We start from the raw sequence: 14,018 nt of genomic DNA, 5'->3' as shown, positions 1-14,018 counted from the left end.
AGCTCTGCCCTCGGTGGTGCTCGGGTGGGTTGGGGTGCGGGTTTTCTACGAGCCCCCCGGGGGCCCCCCCCCCCCCCCCCCCCGGCCCCCGCCCCCGGGCGCGTACGGGCCCGCGCGCTCAGGCGGTCTGCGCGCTGCGCAGTGCGGAGTACGGGCCGCCGGAGCGCAGCAGTTGGTCGTGCGAGCCGATCTCCATGATCCTGCCGCCGTCCATGACGACGATGCGGTCGGCGTTGCGGATGGTGGACAGCCGGTGGGCCACCACGAAGACGGTGCGGTTGCGCACCAGGCGCTCCAGCGCCTGCTGGACAAGGGCCTCGGAGCGGGAGTCGAGGGCGGAGGTCGCCTCGTCCAGGACCAGCACGCGGGGGTCCCGGATCAGCGCCCGCGCGATGGCCAGTCGCTGCTTCTGCCCACCGGACAGCCGGGCACCGCGCTCGCCGACGACCGTGGCGAGGCCGGCCGGCAGCCGTTCCACGAACTCCAGGGCGTTGGCGGCCCGCAGGGCCTCCCGCACCGCCTCCTCGGGCACGCCCGGCATGCCGTAGGCGACGTTCTCCCGGATGGTGCCCTCGAAGAGGATGGACTCCTGGGGGACGACGGACACGAAGCGGCGGTAACTGCGCAGGTCCAGGGTCTCCATGTCGGCCCCGTCCAGCAGTATCCGCCCCTCGGTGGGGCGCAGGAAGCCGATGACGAGGTTGAGGACGGTCGACTTTCCGGCGCCCGAGGTGCCCACCAGCGCGATGGTCTCGCCCGGGCGGACGGAGAGGGAGAAGTCGCGCACCGAGTGGTCGGCGGCGTCGTCGTAGGTGAGGCCGACGCCCTGGAAGTCCACCCGTCCGCGGACGGCGGCCACCTCCGTCTTGCCCGCGTTCTGCTCGAGGTCGGGCGCCTGCAGCACCTCGCCGACTGAGCGCACCGACTCCAGTCCCTTGCTGACCACGGGGGTCAGGCTGAGCAGGGTGGTCACGGCGGCGGTGAGGGCGGAGAAGTAGGTGGTCAGCATGACGACGTCGCCGGGGGTGACGCCCAGCCAGCCGTAGTACGCGGCGAGCGCGGAGCCGAGCAGGCAGCAGGCGCCGAGGACGTTGAGGACGATCCAGGCGAGTGAGCCGAAGCGGCCGTTGAGCCGGTCCAGGCGCAGCCCCGCGGTGAGGACCTGGCTGAGCGTGCCGTCGACGCGGCGCAGCGCGGTGGACTCCAGGCCGTGGGCGCGGGTGATGGGGATCAGGGTGGTCATCTCGGTGACGCGGGAGGAGAGTTGCTCCACCTCCTGGCGGAACGATTCGTTGGACTCGCGCAGCCGCCCCCGCAGCCACATCACCAGCGCCGACGTCGCGGGCACCACGACCAGGAAGACCGGCAGGAAGGACGGCGCCTGCACGGCGATCACCACCAGCGCGCCCAGCAGCGTGGCGAGAGCCGACAGGCCCATGTCACCGGTCTGCTGGACCGCCTGCTCGATCGCCTCGACGTCTCGGATGACCTTGGTCTGCAGGACGGCGGAGTTGACCTTCGTGTGGTAGCCGATGGAGAGCTGCTGCATGCGCTGGCAGAGCGCGGAGCGCAGCCGGGTGCCCGTGCGGCGGGCGCTGCCGTACCAGCAGCGCACGTACAGCAGGTGGAAGGGGTAGTTGAGGACGAGCATCAGCAGCAGCACAGCGGTGCCGAGCAGCATGCCCGACAGCGGCCGGTGCTGCACGATGACGTCGATGACCTGCGCGGTGACCAGCGGGGTCAGCCAGATCGGGGTGTGCTTGACCATGAACGCCAGCACGGCAAGGGCAAGTCGGCCGCGGTCGTGGCGGAAGAGGTAGGCGAGGGTGCGGATCGGGTGCTCACCGCGGTAGCGGTGGTCGAGCGGGCCGTGCGGCGAGGCCATGCGGGGACTCCGGGTGCACGAGGGCGCGGGGTGATGAGACGGCTGTGGCTCATCCGGTCACCGCGGAATCCTAGGCCGTGAGCGCTCCCACGGGCACCGCCCGGGGGTCCCTGACCGGTCCCGGCCGACTGGGGGGCGGGTCCGGGGGCAGACGGTGGGGGAAGGGGCGGCGCGAGGACGCCCCCGGACCACTGGGAGGGCCGATGCTGGCCATCGTTGCGGCCGTCGTGTTCGCGGTCGCGTTCGTCGTCAACGCCACCGGGACGGCCACGGAGGACGTGTTCACCCCGACGAGCCTGCTGCTGGTCGGGCTGGCGCTGCTCGCGGCGCACCTCGGCGGGGTCGGCTCGGGTGCGGGCGCCCGCTGGTCGGGGTACCGCCGGCGGCGGCGCTGAGCCCTCCGGGAGGGGAAGGACCATGACGGACCGTCGAGGCAGCGCGCCCGGGAGCGTGCCGAAGCACCGCCCGGGCTTCACCAGTCCGGGGTTCTCCACGTCCGCCGACGGCCCCGGCCCGGACACCGGGGACGGCGGGGCGGTTCCGCCGCCCCCGCGGATCCCGGAGTACGAGGTCCCGGAGCCGGAGCTCGCGGGCGTCGCGGAGCCCGGTTTCGAGTCGCCGGGCTTCGAATCACCGGGCTTCGAATCACCGGGCTTCGAATCACCGGGCTTCGAGTCGCCCGGTTTCGCGTCGCCCGGTTTCGGCGGGCCCGGGTACTCCAGCCCGGACTTCACCGGTCCCGGCACACTGGGCGGCGCGGACCCCGCCGGCGCGGAACGGGACGACGGCGGGTCATGACGCGGGCGGTTCCGCGGCCGGCGTCACCGCCTGGGGTGCGACCCCCATACGGGCCCGGCTCTCGGCGATGAGCTGCTGGACGTTCCGCTCGACCTCCTCGGGGTCGAGGCCGAGGGCCCGGCCTATGTGCGCGGTCCAGACCTCGGAGCGCACGTTCGTCTCGAAGGCGAGGTCGGCGCGGATGTTGTCCCGGGCCGCCTGGCGGTTCTGGCTGACCATGACGAAGGTGGAGAGGAAGATCGCCTCCAGGCTGACGATCATGGTGAGCAGCCCGAAGGGGTAGGGGTCGAAGACCCCGCCCCGCCCTACGAGCCCCTGGTTCAGCAGGATCCACACCGCGAACCAGACGATGTGCACGTAGACGAAGGCCATCGAACCGGCGAAGGCGGTGATCGCGTCCGCGACCCGGTCCTGGGCGCCCCTCCCGCGGGCGAAGAGGACCCGCTCGTGCGGGGAGCGGACGAGCGGGCGCGGCGGTGACGAGGGGACGGCGGCGCCGTCGGCGGGGGAACTCATGCCCCTCATCCTCCCCCCGGCCCACCACGGCGACGGCACCGGGAACGCGGGAAGAAACCACCCCCTCCCCGCGTTGGGATGGGCGGATCAAGAACCGCACGAAAGGAGGCGACCGGTGAAGGTACGTGCCTCGCTGCGTTCCCTCAAGAGCACCCCCGGCTCGCAGATCGTCCGCCGCCGCGGCCGTGTCTACGTGATCAACAAGAGGGACCCCCGCTTCAAGGCCCGCCAGGGCTGACCCACGGAGCACCACGGGCGCCGCGCACTGTCCCAGGACGGCGCGCGGCGCCCGTTCCGTTACGGGTCACCGCGACCCCGCCAGGGAGCGCAGCAGCAGCAGCGCGATGTCGTCGGTGCGCCGCCGGCGCTCGGAGGTGAGGGCGAGGACGCCGTCCGCGACCCGGTCGAGCGGCAGCCCGCCGGCCGTGGCGAGGTGGTCCGAGAGGGCCGCCAGCTCGGCGTCGACGTCCGTCCCCGGGCACTCGACCAGCCCGTCGGTGTAGAGCATCAGCACCGAGCCCGGCGGGAAGGGGAACTCGACGGTGCCGTAGACCGCCTCCGCGTCGATGCCCAGGAGCGGTCCCTGGGCGAGGTCGAGCGCCCGCACCCGGCCGTCCGGGTCCCGCAGCAGTGGCTGCGGGTGACCCGCACCCGCCGCCATCGCCCGCTCCCCGTCCGGGTCGAGGTGCAGGTAGACGCAGCTGGCGAGCAGGTCCACGTCCAGGTCCAGCAGCAGCCGGTTGGTGCACTCCATCACCTGGCCCGGGGACTGCCCGACGGCGGAGTACGCCCGCACCGCGGTGCGGACCTGGCCCATGAGGCCGGCGGCGGTGACGTTGTGGCCCTGGACGTCGCCGATCACGGCGGCCGGCCGGTCCCCCACGCGGAGCAGGTCGTAGAAGTCGCCGCCGATGTCCATCCCCTCGGTGCCCGCGAGGTACCGGGCCGCCGCCTCGAGGCCGGGCAGCTCCGGGAGGCTCCTCGGGAGCAGCGCGGACTGCAGGCCGTGGGCCAGCCGGTGCTTGGCGTCGTAGAGCCGGGCCCGCTCCAGGGCCTGGGCGATCAGGCCGCCGAGGCTGGTCAGCAGGGCCCGCTCGTCGGCCCCGAAGCGGTGCGGTCGCGGGTACCCGAGCACGCAGGTGCCGACGGGACGGCCGGAGGCGATCAGCGGGAGGTAGGCCCACGCCGCCATGCCGTCCTGGACCGGAGGGCGGTCGGGGAAGCAGTCCCGCATCTCCTGCTCGGACTCCAGGAACGCCGGCGCACCGCTGGCCAGCACCCGGGCGGCGGGCGTCGGCATGGACATGGCCATGCCGTCGTAGCGGTCGACGATCGACGGGTCGCGGTATCCGCGGTGGCCGAGCACGCGCATCCGCCCGGCCTCCGGGGCGACCACGGCCACCACCCGGCTGCCGACGGCGGGCATGATCTCCTCGGCGACCAGGTCGATCACGTCCTGCACGCCGACCGCCTCCGTGAGCGCCCCGGACAGGTTCACCAGGTGGGAGATGGCCACCAGCCCGACGGCGGGCTGCGCCGCGCCGCGCGCCGCTCCGGTCACGGGAGCCTCCGCCTCCGGTCCGCGGGCCGGTGAGATGCGCACACTGACGCCGTTGCTGCTGGGGTGGAGCTGGAAGGTGAGCCAGTCGCCGGGCGGGCGCAGCGCGCTGAACGTGGTGGGCTGCCTGCTGATCAGCGCCGCGCGGTGGCGTTCCTGGTGCACGGGGTCCTCCAGCCAGGGCAGCGTCCGCCACAACGGGTGCCCGAGCAGCTTGCGCACCGGTACGCCCAGCCGCCGGGACGCCGCCCCGTTGGCGTAGGTAACCCGACCATCGAGGTCGAGCGAGCACAGCCCGTCGGGCAGCCGGCCCACCATGCGCACCGCCTCGACCGCCGAGGAGACCCCGGCCACCGGGGCACCGAGCGTCACGTCCTGCCCGCGCCGGACCGGCCGGCCCACCGCGGCCTCGTGCTCCAGGCTCCGGGCCAGCCGCTCGCAGGCCGATTCCAGGTGCCCGCGCTCCCGGTCGGACAGTTCGGGCGGATGGGCGCCCGGCCAGGTGACGAAGACCGAGCCGAAGGCGGTGTCCGCGGTCACGACGGGCAGCGCGGCGAGCGTGAACGGATACGGCAGGACGAGCGAGATACGCGGGTAACGGCTCGCCATCTCCTCCTCGCCGCCGACCCAGACCAGCCGGCGTTCGCGCAGCGCCTCCGCCACGGGGATCGGGGCGCCCAGCCCCACGCGTTCCCAGGGCGCCGCGAAAGCGCGCGGCAGGCCGGCCATCACGGCCATCTCCAGCACCGGCTCGCCGGGCGCGAGGAGGTAGATCCCGCCCGCGTGCGCCCGCACGCCGTCCATCATCGCGAACAGCGCCGGTGCCAGCAGGTCTTCGTCCGTCCGCTCCCCGGCGTCGGGGTGGGACGGAGCGGGAGGGGACCCGTCCGGCACGGGTATCACCTCCTCCGCCTCTTCCCCGTCCAGACTGCATCCCGGCCGCGCACCGCGCATGCGGGGGACCCGACGCTCCGGGCGCGTGCCGGCCGCCGGCCGGCGGACGATGCCAACTCCCTTGATTCCCGGGTCGGATGACATACGGCATTTTTGTTCGAACCCCTTGGCGTTCGACTGGCGCGGTGCTTCAATGTGGCGCTGTTAGGAAGGTTTCCTAACTTCTGACCCACGGAGTCACCCGTGCAGATCCCCCCACACCGTCATGCACGCACCCTCCCCCGCCGGCGCGTCGTCCTCTACGCGACCGCCGCGCTGACCGCGGGCGTCCTGGCCGTCGGCGCCGGCACCCTGGCCTCGGCCGCCCCGGGGCAGCCCGCCTCCGCGGCGGCGGCCGGCGTCGGCCTCGACGACCCGCACAAGAAGGACATCGCCATGCAGCTGGTGTCCAGCGCCGAGAACTCCTCACTGGACTGGAAGGCCCAGTACAAGTACATCGAGGACATCGGCGACGGCCGCGGCTACACCGCGGGCATCATCGGCTTCTGCTCCGGCACCGGTGACATGCTCGAGCTCGTCGAGCTGTACACCGACCGCAAGCCCGGCAACCCGCTCGCCCGCTACCTGCCCGCACTGCGCCGGGTCAACGGGACCGACTCCCACAGCGGCCTCGGCTCGGGCTTCGAGAGCGCCTGGCGCAGCGCCGCCGCCGACACGGCGTTCCAGCAGGCGCAGAACGACGAGCGCGACCGGGTCTACTTCGATCCCTCGGTCAAGCAGGCCAAGGCCGACGGGCTGCGCGCGCTCGGCCAGTTCGCGTACTACGACGCGATCGTGATGCACGGCCCCGGCGAGGACAAGGTCAGCTTCGGCGGCATTCGCAAGACCGCCCTGTCCAAGGCCAAGAGCCCCGCGCAGGGCGGCGACGAGACGGCGTACATCAACGCCTTCCTCGACGCGCGCAAGGCGGCGATGAAGACCGAGGAGGCGCACAGCGACACCAGCCGGGTCGACACGGAGCAGCGCGTCTTCCTCAACAACGGCAACCTCGACCTCAACCCCCCGCTCAAGTGGAAGGTCTACGGGGACAGTTACACGATCAACCAGTGACCTCCCCACGCACGGCGTTCCGGGCGGCCTCCCTCACCGGGGGGCCGCCCGGAGCGGCGCCGGGGCCCGGCGTCTAGCCCAGTTCCAGGCTGGTGACGCCGTACATGCCCGCCAGGTCGACGTCCGGGACCGGGCCCGTGTACATGCGAGCGGCCTCGAACGAGGGCGCCAGACCGAGGTGTTCCACCAGGCGCACGGCGGCCCCGTTGGGTTCGGGCACGTCGATCGCCAAGGACTCCCCCGGCACGGTGCGTGCCAGCCCCATGAGGAGCGCGAGGGCGACCTTCGCGGACGAGGCGTACAGCGGCCCCACGCGGGACGGCCCCCGTGCGGCGCGCAGCACCCCCAGGCCCTGCAGGCGGCCGTCGGCGACGGCCGCGAGGGCGGTGCGGTCCGGGAGGCTGATCCAGGAGGCGAGGAACGCGTCTCGCGCGGCGGGGAAGAACCTTCGGTCGTAGCGGGCCAGTTCGCCGAAGCCGAGGCTCCTGGCGTCGATCAGCGCGACGCCGCCGGGCATGACCCCGCCGGACGGCGTTCCCTGGTACCGGATGTTCCGCCAGGCCGTGCTGAATCCGGACCTGCGGTAGTTCTCCTGCTGCGCGACGACCCCGTCGAGGCCGATGTTGCGACCGGCGAGGTGCTCCAGCCCGGCGCGCCAGACCTGGATCCCGTAGCCCCGGCCGCGGAAGGGCGGCCGGGCGATGTAGAGACCGACGAAGCCGAAGTCCGCTCCGTAGCGCACCGCGCAGACCGATGCGACGGGCTCGCCGTCGAGCCTCCCGAACAGGAAGCCGGACGGATCCGCGGGGAAGAAGGCCTGCCCGTCGGATCTGCCGGGGTTCCATCCCTCGTCGTCGGCCCAGTCGGAGAGCCGGCGGATGTCCTCGGCGCCCGCGGAGGAGACGTGGAACGCGGTCATGGGGAGCTACCTCCGGAATCGGTCGCCGGGTGCCGGTGCCGGGCACCGGGGACGTGCGGACGCCGGGGAAGCGTCGCGGGTACGGGCGATCAGCAGGGTGACGTCGTCGGGCGGCGTCGCGCTCGGCAGGGTGCCCAGCACCGCCGAGCAGAGGTCGTCCAGGCGGAGCCCGGGCCGGTCGAGGGCCCGGCGCACGCGCTCCATCCCGGTGTCGACGTCGTGCCGGCGGTCCTCGATGAGGCCGTCGGTGTAGAGGGCGATGAGGCTGCCCTCGGGCAGTTCCACCTCGGCGGCCTGGTACGGGGGCATGCCGAGGCCGAGGGGCGTGCCGTTGGGCAGGTCGAGGAAGGTGACGCCGCCCGCGGGGTGGCGGACGGCGGGCGGCGGGTGCCCGGCCCTGGCCATGGTGCAGCGGCGGCTCGCGGGGTCGTAGACGGCGTACAGGCAGGTGGCGCTCACGGAGGCGGCGTGCAGGCCCTCGCCCTCCTCCTCGGCGAGGCGGATGATCGTCTGGTCGAGGTGGGCGAGGAGCTGTTCCGGGGGCAGGTCGAGATCGGCCAGCGTCCGTACCGCCGTCCGGAGCCGGCCCATCGTGGCCGCGGCGTCGATGCCGTGGCCGACCACGTCGCCGACGACGAGCGCCACCCGGTCGCGGGGCAGCGGGATCACGTCGTACCAGTCACCGCCCACCCCGTCCTCGAGGTCCGCCGGGAGGAAGCGGGAGACCACGTCCAGGGAGGGGCCGCCGCACACCCGGCGCGGGAGCAGGCCCCGCTGGAGGGCGAGGGCGGTGGCGCGTTCGTGCGTGTAGCGGCGCGCGTTGTCCAGGCTCAGCGCGGCCCTGGCCACGAGTTCCTCGGCGAAGAGCAGGTCGTCCTCGTCGAACGGCCGCGGGTCGTCCGTGCGCAGGAGCAGCACCACCCCCAGGATGACGCCGCGGGCCCTGATCGGCACGATCATCAGCGAGTGCATCCCGAACTCCTCGATCTTCCCGGCCCTCGCCGGGTCCCGGGTGAGCCACGAGGAGGCGGTGTCCAGCACGGGTTCGAGCAGGGAGCGGCCGGAGGAGAGCACGCGTTTGAGGGGCGAGGACGACGGCACGTACACCACGTCGCCGACCCGCGAGACCGCCTCCGGGGCGCCCTCGTGGACGGAGGACAGTCCCGCCCGGCGGAACACCGGGACGTAGTCGCCGTCCGGGTCGAGCCGGGACAGCGGCTCCTCACCGAGCCGCAGGGTGTCCGCGAGGTCGACGGTGACGTAGTCGGCGAGGCAGGAGATGGTGAACGCGGCCAGTTCCTGCGCGGTGCGCATGACGTCCAGCGTGGTGCCGATGCGGGCACCGGCCTCGCCGAGCAGCGCCAGGCGGTCGCCGGGGCGGCGCCCACCGGTGATCCGGAGGACGACCAGGCACACGCCCACCGGCCTGCCCTCGGCGTCCTCCACGCGGATGCAGGAGGCGGAGAACGCCCCGTCGCGGCGCACCCCGTCCACCGCGGGCACGGCGTACTCGCGGCCGGTGGCGGGAGTGCCAGTCGCCAGCACCTGGCGCATCGCCGCCTCCAGCCCTCGGGCCCCGGCGGGCAGCGCCGCGTCCGGACGCCGTCCCAGCCGCCGCTCCCGCGGGATGCCGTCGTAGTCCTCCAGTGAGTCGTTGGCCCAGGTGCACCGCAGGTCGGTGTTCCACAGGGCGAGGCCGATCGCCGAGGGGGCGAGGGGGGATCCCAGCGCCGCCCCGGTCACGCCCACCGCCCGCTGGAGCAGGCCAGCCAGGTCGATCGGTGCGGGTGATGCCATGTCGTGTCGGTCCTTCGTCTGGGCTGCGGAGATGTGCCGGGGCCCGGATCCGGCGGGTGAGGGGGCCGGAGCCGGGCCTGAGGAGAGGGTCAGCGCCCGATGAGGTCCGCCGCGCGTTCGGCGACGGCGTAGACCGTGGCGGCGACGTTGCCCGAGGGGATGGCGGGCATCACGGAGGCGTCGGCGACCCGCAGGCCGCCCACGCCGTGCACGCGCAGTTCCGTGTCGACGACGGCCAGGTCGTCGATGCCGATCCGGCAGGTGCCGACGGGGTCCATGGACGAGGCCAGGGTGCTGCGCGCGTACGCCCGCAGGCCGGCGTCGTCCTTCACGCCGGGGCCGGGCAGGACCTCGTGGGCGCGCCATCCGTCGAGGGCGCGCGCCTGACCGATCTCCCGTGCCAGGAAGAGCGCTTCGACCATCGTCGTCAGGTCGCGGTCGTCGCCGAAGTAGTCCGGGTCCACCAGGGGCAGGGCTCCCGGCTCCGCGCTCGCGAGCCGCACGGTACCGCGGCTGTGCGGCCGCATCGGGGAGACCGCCATCCGGTACCCCTGCCCGTCCGGCACGTCCGCCACGGCCGTGTGGTTCCCCGGGGCGTCGGCCAGCAGCACCTGCACGTCGGGGTCGCAGATGCCGAGCCGGCTGCGGACCAGGCCGATGGCCTCGCCGTGGTTGTTGGCCCCGGGCGGGACGGGCCGGGCCGCGCGGTGGACGATGTCGGCCACCGGATGGTCCTGCAGGTTCGCCCCGACGCCCGGCAGGTGGAGGGCGACGTCGATGCCCTTGTCCCGCAGGTGCGCCGCGGGGCCGACGCCGGAGAGCATCAGCAACTGCGGTGTCCCGATGGTGCCCGCGGTCAGCACGACCTCGCCGTGGCAGCCGACCGCGACGGTGCCGGTGCGGTCGGCCTGCCGGTACTCCACCCCGACGCACCGCCCGTCGCGCAGGAGCAGGCGGTGGACCAGGGCGCCGGTCACCACGGTGATGTTGCGGCGGTGCCGGGCGGGGGTGAGGTAGGCGTCGGCGGCGCTCTGCCGCCGGCCGCCGACGATGTTGAGGTCGCTCCAGCCGAAGCCCTCCTCCAGGCCCGAGGCGATGTCGGCCGCACGCCGGTACCCGGTCTGGGTCGCCGCCGTGAGGAGCGCGGCCACGACGGGATGGGGCCGGCCGGCGGGCCCCACGGTCAGCGGGCCGCCGACGCCGCGGAGCAGAGGGTCCCGCCCGGGGGCGTTCTCGCTGCGCTTGAAGTACGGGAGCAGGTCGTCGTAGCCCCAGCCCTTGGCGCCGCCGGCGGTCCACGCCTCGTAGCCGGAGTGGTGACCGCGCACGAAGGTCATGGCGCTGATCGTGGAACCGCCGCCCAGGCCGCGGCCGCGCGCGAGGGCCGTGGTGGTGCCCGTCGCCGACTGCCGGACCGTGATGTCGCCCCAGTTCGCGGGTGTCCCCAGCAACGACGGCCAGGCGGGTGGTGCCGCGGCCGCGGCAGGTGGCCGATCGCCCCCCGCCTCCAGCAGGAGCACGCGGCTGCCGTCCCGCTCGGAGAGGCGCGCGGCGAGCACACTGCCCGCGGTGCCGCCGCCGACGACCACGAAGTCGTAGCTGTCCGTTATCGCATGCATGGATCACCTCTGACCGGCCACGTCCGGCGTTTCCAGTGATAGCCCTCATCGGCTAACACCGGACACGATAACCCTAACCACCCGCAATCGAACATAGCGTTCGTTATCGCCGCTATCTCCAATGAATATGGACCGATCGCCCACACACCTCCGCATCCCGCGACCCTCGGGCCGCACACGCGGACGCGGGTCCGCGGGAGGGGCGGGCGAACGCCGCGCGGATCCCGGACACGCCTTCGGCCAGGGCAAGTTCATCGCCCGACGCCCTATCCAGGGATGGATGAAAGTTGTACGGTCCACGGGATCAAGTCCCCTCACGGAGGTACTCGCCATGGCGTCAACGGGCGTACCCGACGTCCTCACCCGTGCCCGCACCATCGCACCACCGGGCTGGAGCCGCTGGCTGGTACCGCCGGCCGCGCTCTCCATCCACCTCGCCATCGGGCAGGCGTACGCCTGGAGCGTGTTCAAGCCCCCGCTGGAGTCCTCGCTCGGGCTGAGCGGCACCCAGTCCGCGCTGCCGTTCCAGCTCGCGATCGTCATGCTCGGGCTGTCGGCGGCGTTCGGCGGCACGCTCGTCGAGCGCAACGGGCCGCGGTGGGCCATGTGCGTGTCGGCCCTCTGCTTCTCCTCCGGCTTCCTCATCTCGGCCCTCGGCGCCGCCACGCGCCAGTACTGGCTGATCGTCCTCGGCTACGGCCTCGTCGGCGGCATAGGGCTGGGCATCGGCTACATCTCACCGGTCTCCACGCTCATCAAGTGGTTCCCCGACCGGCCGGGACTCGCCACCGGCATCGCCATCATGGGCTTCGGCGGGGGCGCGCTCATCGCCTCGCCCTGGTCGACGGAGCTGCTCTCCTCCTTCGGCGCCGACTCCTCCGGCATCGGGCAGACCTTCCTGGTGATGGGCCTGGTCTACGCGGTCTTCATGACCTTCGGGGTGCTGCTGATACGGGTCCCCGCGGACGACTGGCGGCCCGCCGGCTGGAACCCGTCGGCCGAGGTCGCGCGCCCGCTCGTCACCACGGGCCAGGTCTCCGCGCGCAACGCGCTGCGCACCCCGCAGTTCTGGTGCCTGTGGGTGGTGCTCTGCATGAACGTGACGGCGGGCATCGGCATCCTGGAGAAGGCCGCGCCGATGATCACCGACTTCTTCGCCGACACCTCCACCCCGGTGACGGCCACGGCCGCCGCCGGTTTCGTCGGCCTGCTCTCGCTCGGCAACATGCTCGGCCGGATCACCTGGTCGTCCACCTCCGACCTGGTCGGGCGGAAGAACATCTACCGCCTCTACCTCGGTGCCGGGGCGCTGCTCTACCTGCTGATCGCCCTGATCGGCGACGACTCCAAGCCGCTGTTCATCATCGCCGCCGCCGTCATCCTGTCCTTCTACGGCGGCGGGTTCGCCACCGTGCCGGCCTACCTCAAGGACCTCTTCGGGACGTACGAGGTGGGCGCCATCCACGGGCGGCTGCTGACGGCCTGGTCCACGGCGGGCGTGCTCGGACCGCTGATCGTGAACGCGATCGCCGACCACGAGAAGTCGGCGGGCCGGACGGGACCCGACCTCTACGCCACGTCCTTCGTCATCATGATGGTGCTGCTGGTGATCGGCTTCGTCGCCAACGAGCTGGTACGCCCCGTCCATCCGCGGCACCATGACGGACCGTCCGCCGAGGCCAAGGCCACGACCGGACCCGAGTCGGAAGGAGCCGTCCGATGACCGCCCCGACCCCCGCACCCCCCGCCGAGGCCCCCGCCGGGAGCGGACGGCTGCCGCTGATGGTCGTCGCCTGGCTGTGGGTCGGCGCGCCCTTCGCCTACGGCGTCTACGAACTCGGCCTGAAGCTCAAGCAGTTGTTCACCGGCTGACCGGCATCCCGGCTGCCGCCACGGGCCGCCCCGTCCTCATGGACCGGGCGGCCCCGTCACGCGGTGACCCCGCTGGCACGGCGGATGAGGGCGTCGAAGGCACGGTCGGGCAGGACCCGCCGGGCGGCGATCATCGGCTTGGCGGCGAACCCCGTGGCGTACCGGGTCCGCGGGCGGCGGGCCGTGGCCGCCCGGCCGATGGTGTCGGCGATGACCGAGGGCGGCGAACTGCGCCGTGCGGTGGACTCGGAGGCCAGCGTGCCCGCCATCGCCATGGCCCGCTCGGCGTACGCGCCGTGCTCCGAGACCGCGCGGAGCCGGTCGGCGGCGATGCCGCTCCACTCCGTGCGGATGCCACCCGGTTCGATGACGACGACGTCGATGCCGAAGGGCGCGAGCTCCATGCGCAGGCTGTCGCTGAAGCCCTCCAGGGCGAACTTGGTGGCGTGGTACCAGGCCCCGAACGGGGTCGAGATCCTGCCGCCCATGGACGAGACGTTGATGACGCGGCCGCTGCCCGTGGCGCGCATGTGCGGCAGCACCAGCTGGGTCAGCCGGGCCGCGCCGAAGACGTTCACCTCGAACTGGCGCCGCGCCTCGTCGAGCGGCACGTCCTCGACCGCGCCGTAGGAACCGTAGCCCGCGTTGTTGACCAGGACGTCGACGGAACCGGACTCGGCGACGACCCGTTCGACCCCGGCGCGCAGCGACTCCTCGTCGGTGACGTCCATCGCCAGGACGCGCACGCCCTGTTCCGCGAGTCCGGTCATGCGGTCGACGCGGCGGGCGGCGCCGTGGACGGTGAAGCCGAGGGCGCGCAGCCGGAGGGCGGCGGCCTCGCCGATGCCGGAGGAAGCGCCGGTGACGAGGGCGACCTTGGATGACATGGGGAGGATCCTTCGTGTGGGTACGGGGAACGAGCCGGGTCGAACATGAACCATGGCTCAGGTTCACTCATCATGAACCCGGGTTCATGTTCCCGCAAGCCCCCGCCGACCCTCGCGCGACGAAATGTGAACCATCGCTCACGATAGATGGTGAATTATGATT

13 protein-coding genes are annotated in these 14,018 nt (G+C 73.1%); 6 read left to right on the top strand and 7 right to left on the bottom strand.

Translation table 11 applies throughout. The annotated features are described in order from the left end of the window. Nucleotides 1-118: 118 nt before the first annotated feature. Nucleotides 119-1,885 (bottom strand): ABC transporter ATP-binding protein, encoded by a 1,767-nt coding sequence (locus tag ACFW3D_RS37880; RefSeq protein WP_500512471.1) that lies wholly within the window; start codon nucleotides 1,883-1,885, stop codon nucleotides 119-121. A 203-nt stretch (nucleotides 1,886-2,088) separates the two neighbouring features. Between ACFW3D_RS37880 and ACFW3D_RS37875 the strand changes: the two genes are divergently transcribed. Beyond that, entirely contained in the window at nucleotides 2,089-2,280 is a 192-nt protein-coding gene (locus ACFW3D_RS37875; RefSeq protein WP_500512469.1) for a hypothetical protein, read from the top strand. Between the two features lie 22 nt (nucleotides 2,281-2,302). Then, on the top strand, nucleotides 2,303-2,683 hold the full coding sequence (locus ACFW3D_RS37870) for a hypothetical protein (RefSeq protein ID WP_500512467.1): 381 nt from the start codon (nucleotides 2,303-2,305) through the stop codon (nucleotides 2,681-2,683). Here ACFW3D_RS37870 and ACFW3D_RS37865 read toward each other — a convergent pair. Further along, nucleotides 2,678-3,199, bottom strand: coding sequence for a DUF1003 domain-containing protein (locus ACFW3D_RS37865; RefSeq protein WP_500512465.1), 522 nt, complete (start codon nucleotides 3,197-3,199; stop codon nucleotides 2,678-2,680). The two genes, ACFW3D_RS37870 and ACFW3D_RS37865, sit on opposite strands and share 6 nt — an antisense overlap. A 115-nt stretch (nucleotides 3,200-3,314) precedes the next feature. Here ACFW3D_RS37865 and ykgO point away from each other — a divergent pair, with 115 nt between their 5' ends. Then, complete coding sequence (gene ykgO, locus ACFW3D_RS37860) at nucleotides 3,315-3,437, top strand: type B 50S ribosomal protein L36 (RefSeq protein WP_500512463.1); 123 nt, start codon at nucleotides 3,315-3,317, stop codon at nucleotides 3,435-3,437. Between the two features lie 66 nt (nucleotides 3,438-3,503). On the opposite strand, the gene ACFW3D_RS37855 is transcribed toward ykgO, so the two are convergent. Next, on the bottom strand, nucleotides 3,504-5,651 hold the full coding sequence (locus ACFW3D_RS37855) for a SpoIIE family protein phosphatase (protein ID WP_500512461.1): 2,148 nt from the start codon (nucleotides 5,649-5,651) through the stop codon (nucleotides 3,504-3,506). A gap of 243 nt (nucleotides 5,652-5,894) precedes the next feature. Here ACFW3D_RS37855 and ACFW3D_RS37850 point away from each other — a divergent pair, with 243 nt between their 5' ends. Further along, nucleotides 5,895-6,761, top strand: a complete 867-nt coding sequence (locus tag ACFW3D_RS37850; RefSeq protein ID WP_500512459.1) for a chitosanase — start codon at nucleotides 5,895-5,897, stop codon at nucleotides 6,759-6,761. A gap of 73 nt (nucleotides 6,762-6,834) precedes the next feature. On the opposite strand, the gene ACFW3D_RS37845 is transcribed toward ACFW3D_RS37850, so the two are convergent. From ACFW3D_RS37845 to ACFW3D_RS37835, 3 genes are all read right to left on the bottom strand, one after another. Continuing rightward, nucleotides 6,835-7,680 carry a GNAT family N-acetyltransferase gene (locus ACFW3D_RS37845; RefSeq protein WP_500512457.1) on the bottom strand — a complete coding sequence of 282 codons (846 nt, stop codon included), beginning with the start codon at nucleotides 7,678-7,680 and terminating at the stop codon, nucleotides 6,835-6,837. Between the two features lie 6 nt (nucleotides 7,681-7,686). Next, complete coding sequence (locus tag ACFW3D_RS37840) at nucleotides 7,687-9,477, bottom strand: SpoIIE family protein phosphatase (protein WP_500512455.1); 1,791 nt, start codon at nucleotides 9,475-9,477, stop codon at nucleotides 7,687-7,689. A gap of 89 nt (nucleotides 9,478-9,566) precedes the next feature. Beyond that, nucleotides 9,567-11,096, bottom strand: a complete 1,530-nt coding sequence (locus ACFW3D_RS37835) for a GMC family oxidoreductase (protein WP_500512453.1) — start codon at nucleotides 11,094-11,096, stop codon at nucleotides 9,567-9,569. A 331-nt stretch (nucleotides 11,097-11,427) separates the two neighbouring features. On the opposite strand from ACFW3D_RS37835, the gene ACFW3D_RS37830 reads away from it, so the two are divergent. Both ACFW3D_RS37830 and ACFW3D_RS37825 read left to right on the top strand, forming a co-directional pair. Beyond that, nucleotides 11,428-12,819: an L-lactate MFS transporter gene (locus tag ACFW3D_RS37830; protein ID WP_500512451.1), complete on the top strand. Its 1,392-nt coding sequence runs from the start codon at nucleotides 11,428-11,430 to the stop codon at nucleotides 12,817-12,819. Next, nucleotides 12,816-12,968, top strand: coding sequence for an MFS transporter small subunit (locus ACFW3D_RS37825; RefSeq protein WP_500512449.1), 153 nt, complete (start codon nucleotides 12,816-12,818; stop codon nucleotides 12,966-12,968). The genes ACFW3D_RS37830 and ACFW3D_RS37825 overlap by 4 nt, the downstream gene beginning before the upstream one ends. Before the next feature lie 56 nt (nucleotides 12,969-13,024). Here the strand turns inward: ACFW3D_RS37825 and ACFW3D_RS37820 are convergent, their stop codons facing one another. Beyond that, complete coding sequence (locus ACFW3D_RS37820; RefSeq protein ID WP_500512447.1) at nucleotides 13,025-13,855, bottom strand: oxidoreductase; 831 nt, start codon at nucleotides 13,853-13,855, stop codon at nucleotides 13,025-13,027. Between the last annotated feature and the right edge of the window lie 163 nt (nucleotides 13,856-14,018).

Source organism: Streptomyces sp. NPDC058864 (genome assembly GCF_042742985.1).
Classification (GTDB): Bacteria; Actinomycetota; Actinomycetes; order Streptomycetales; family Streptomycetaceae; genus Actinacidiphila.
This window is presented reverse-complemented; position numbering and strand designations above follow the sequence as displayed.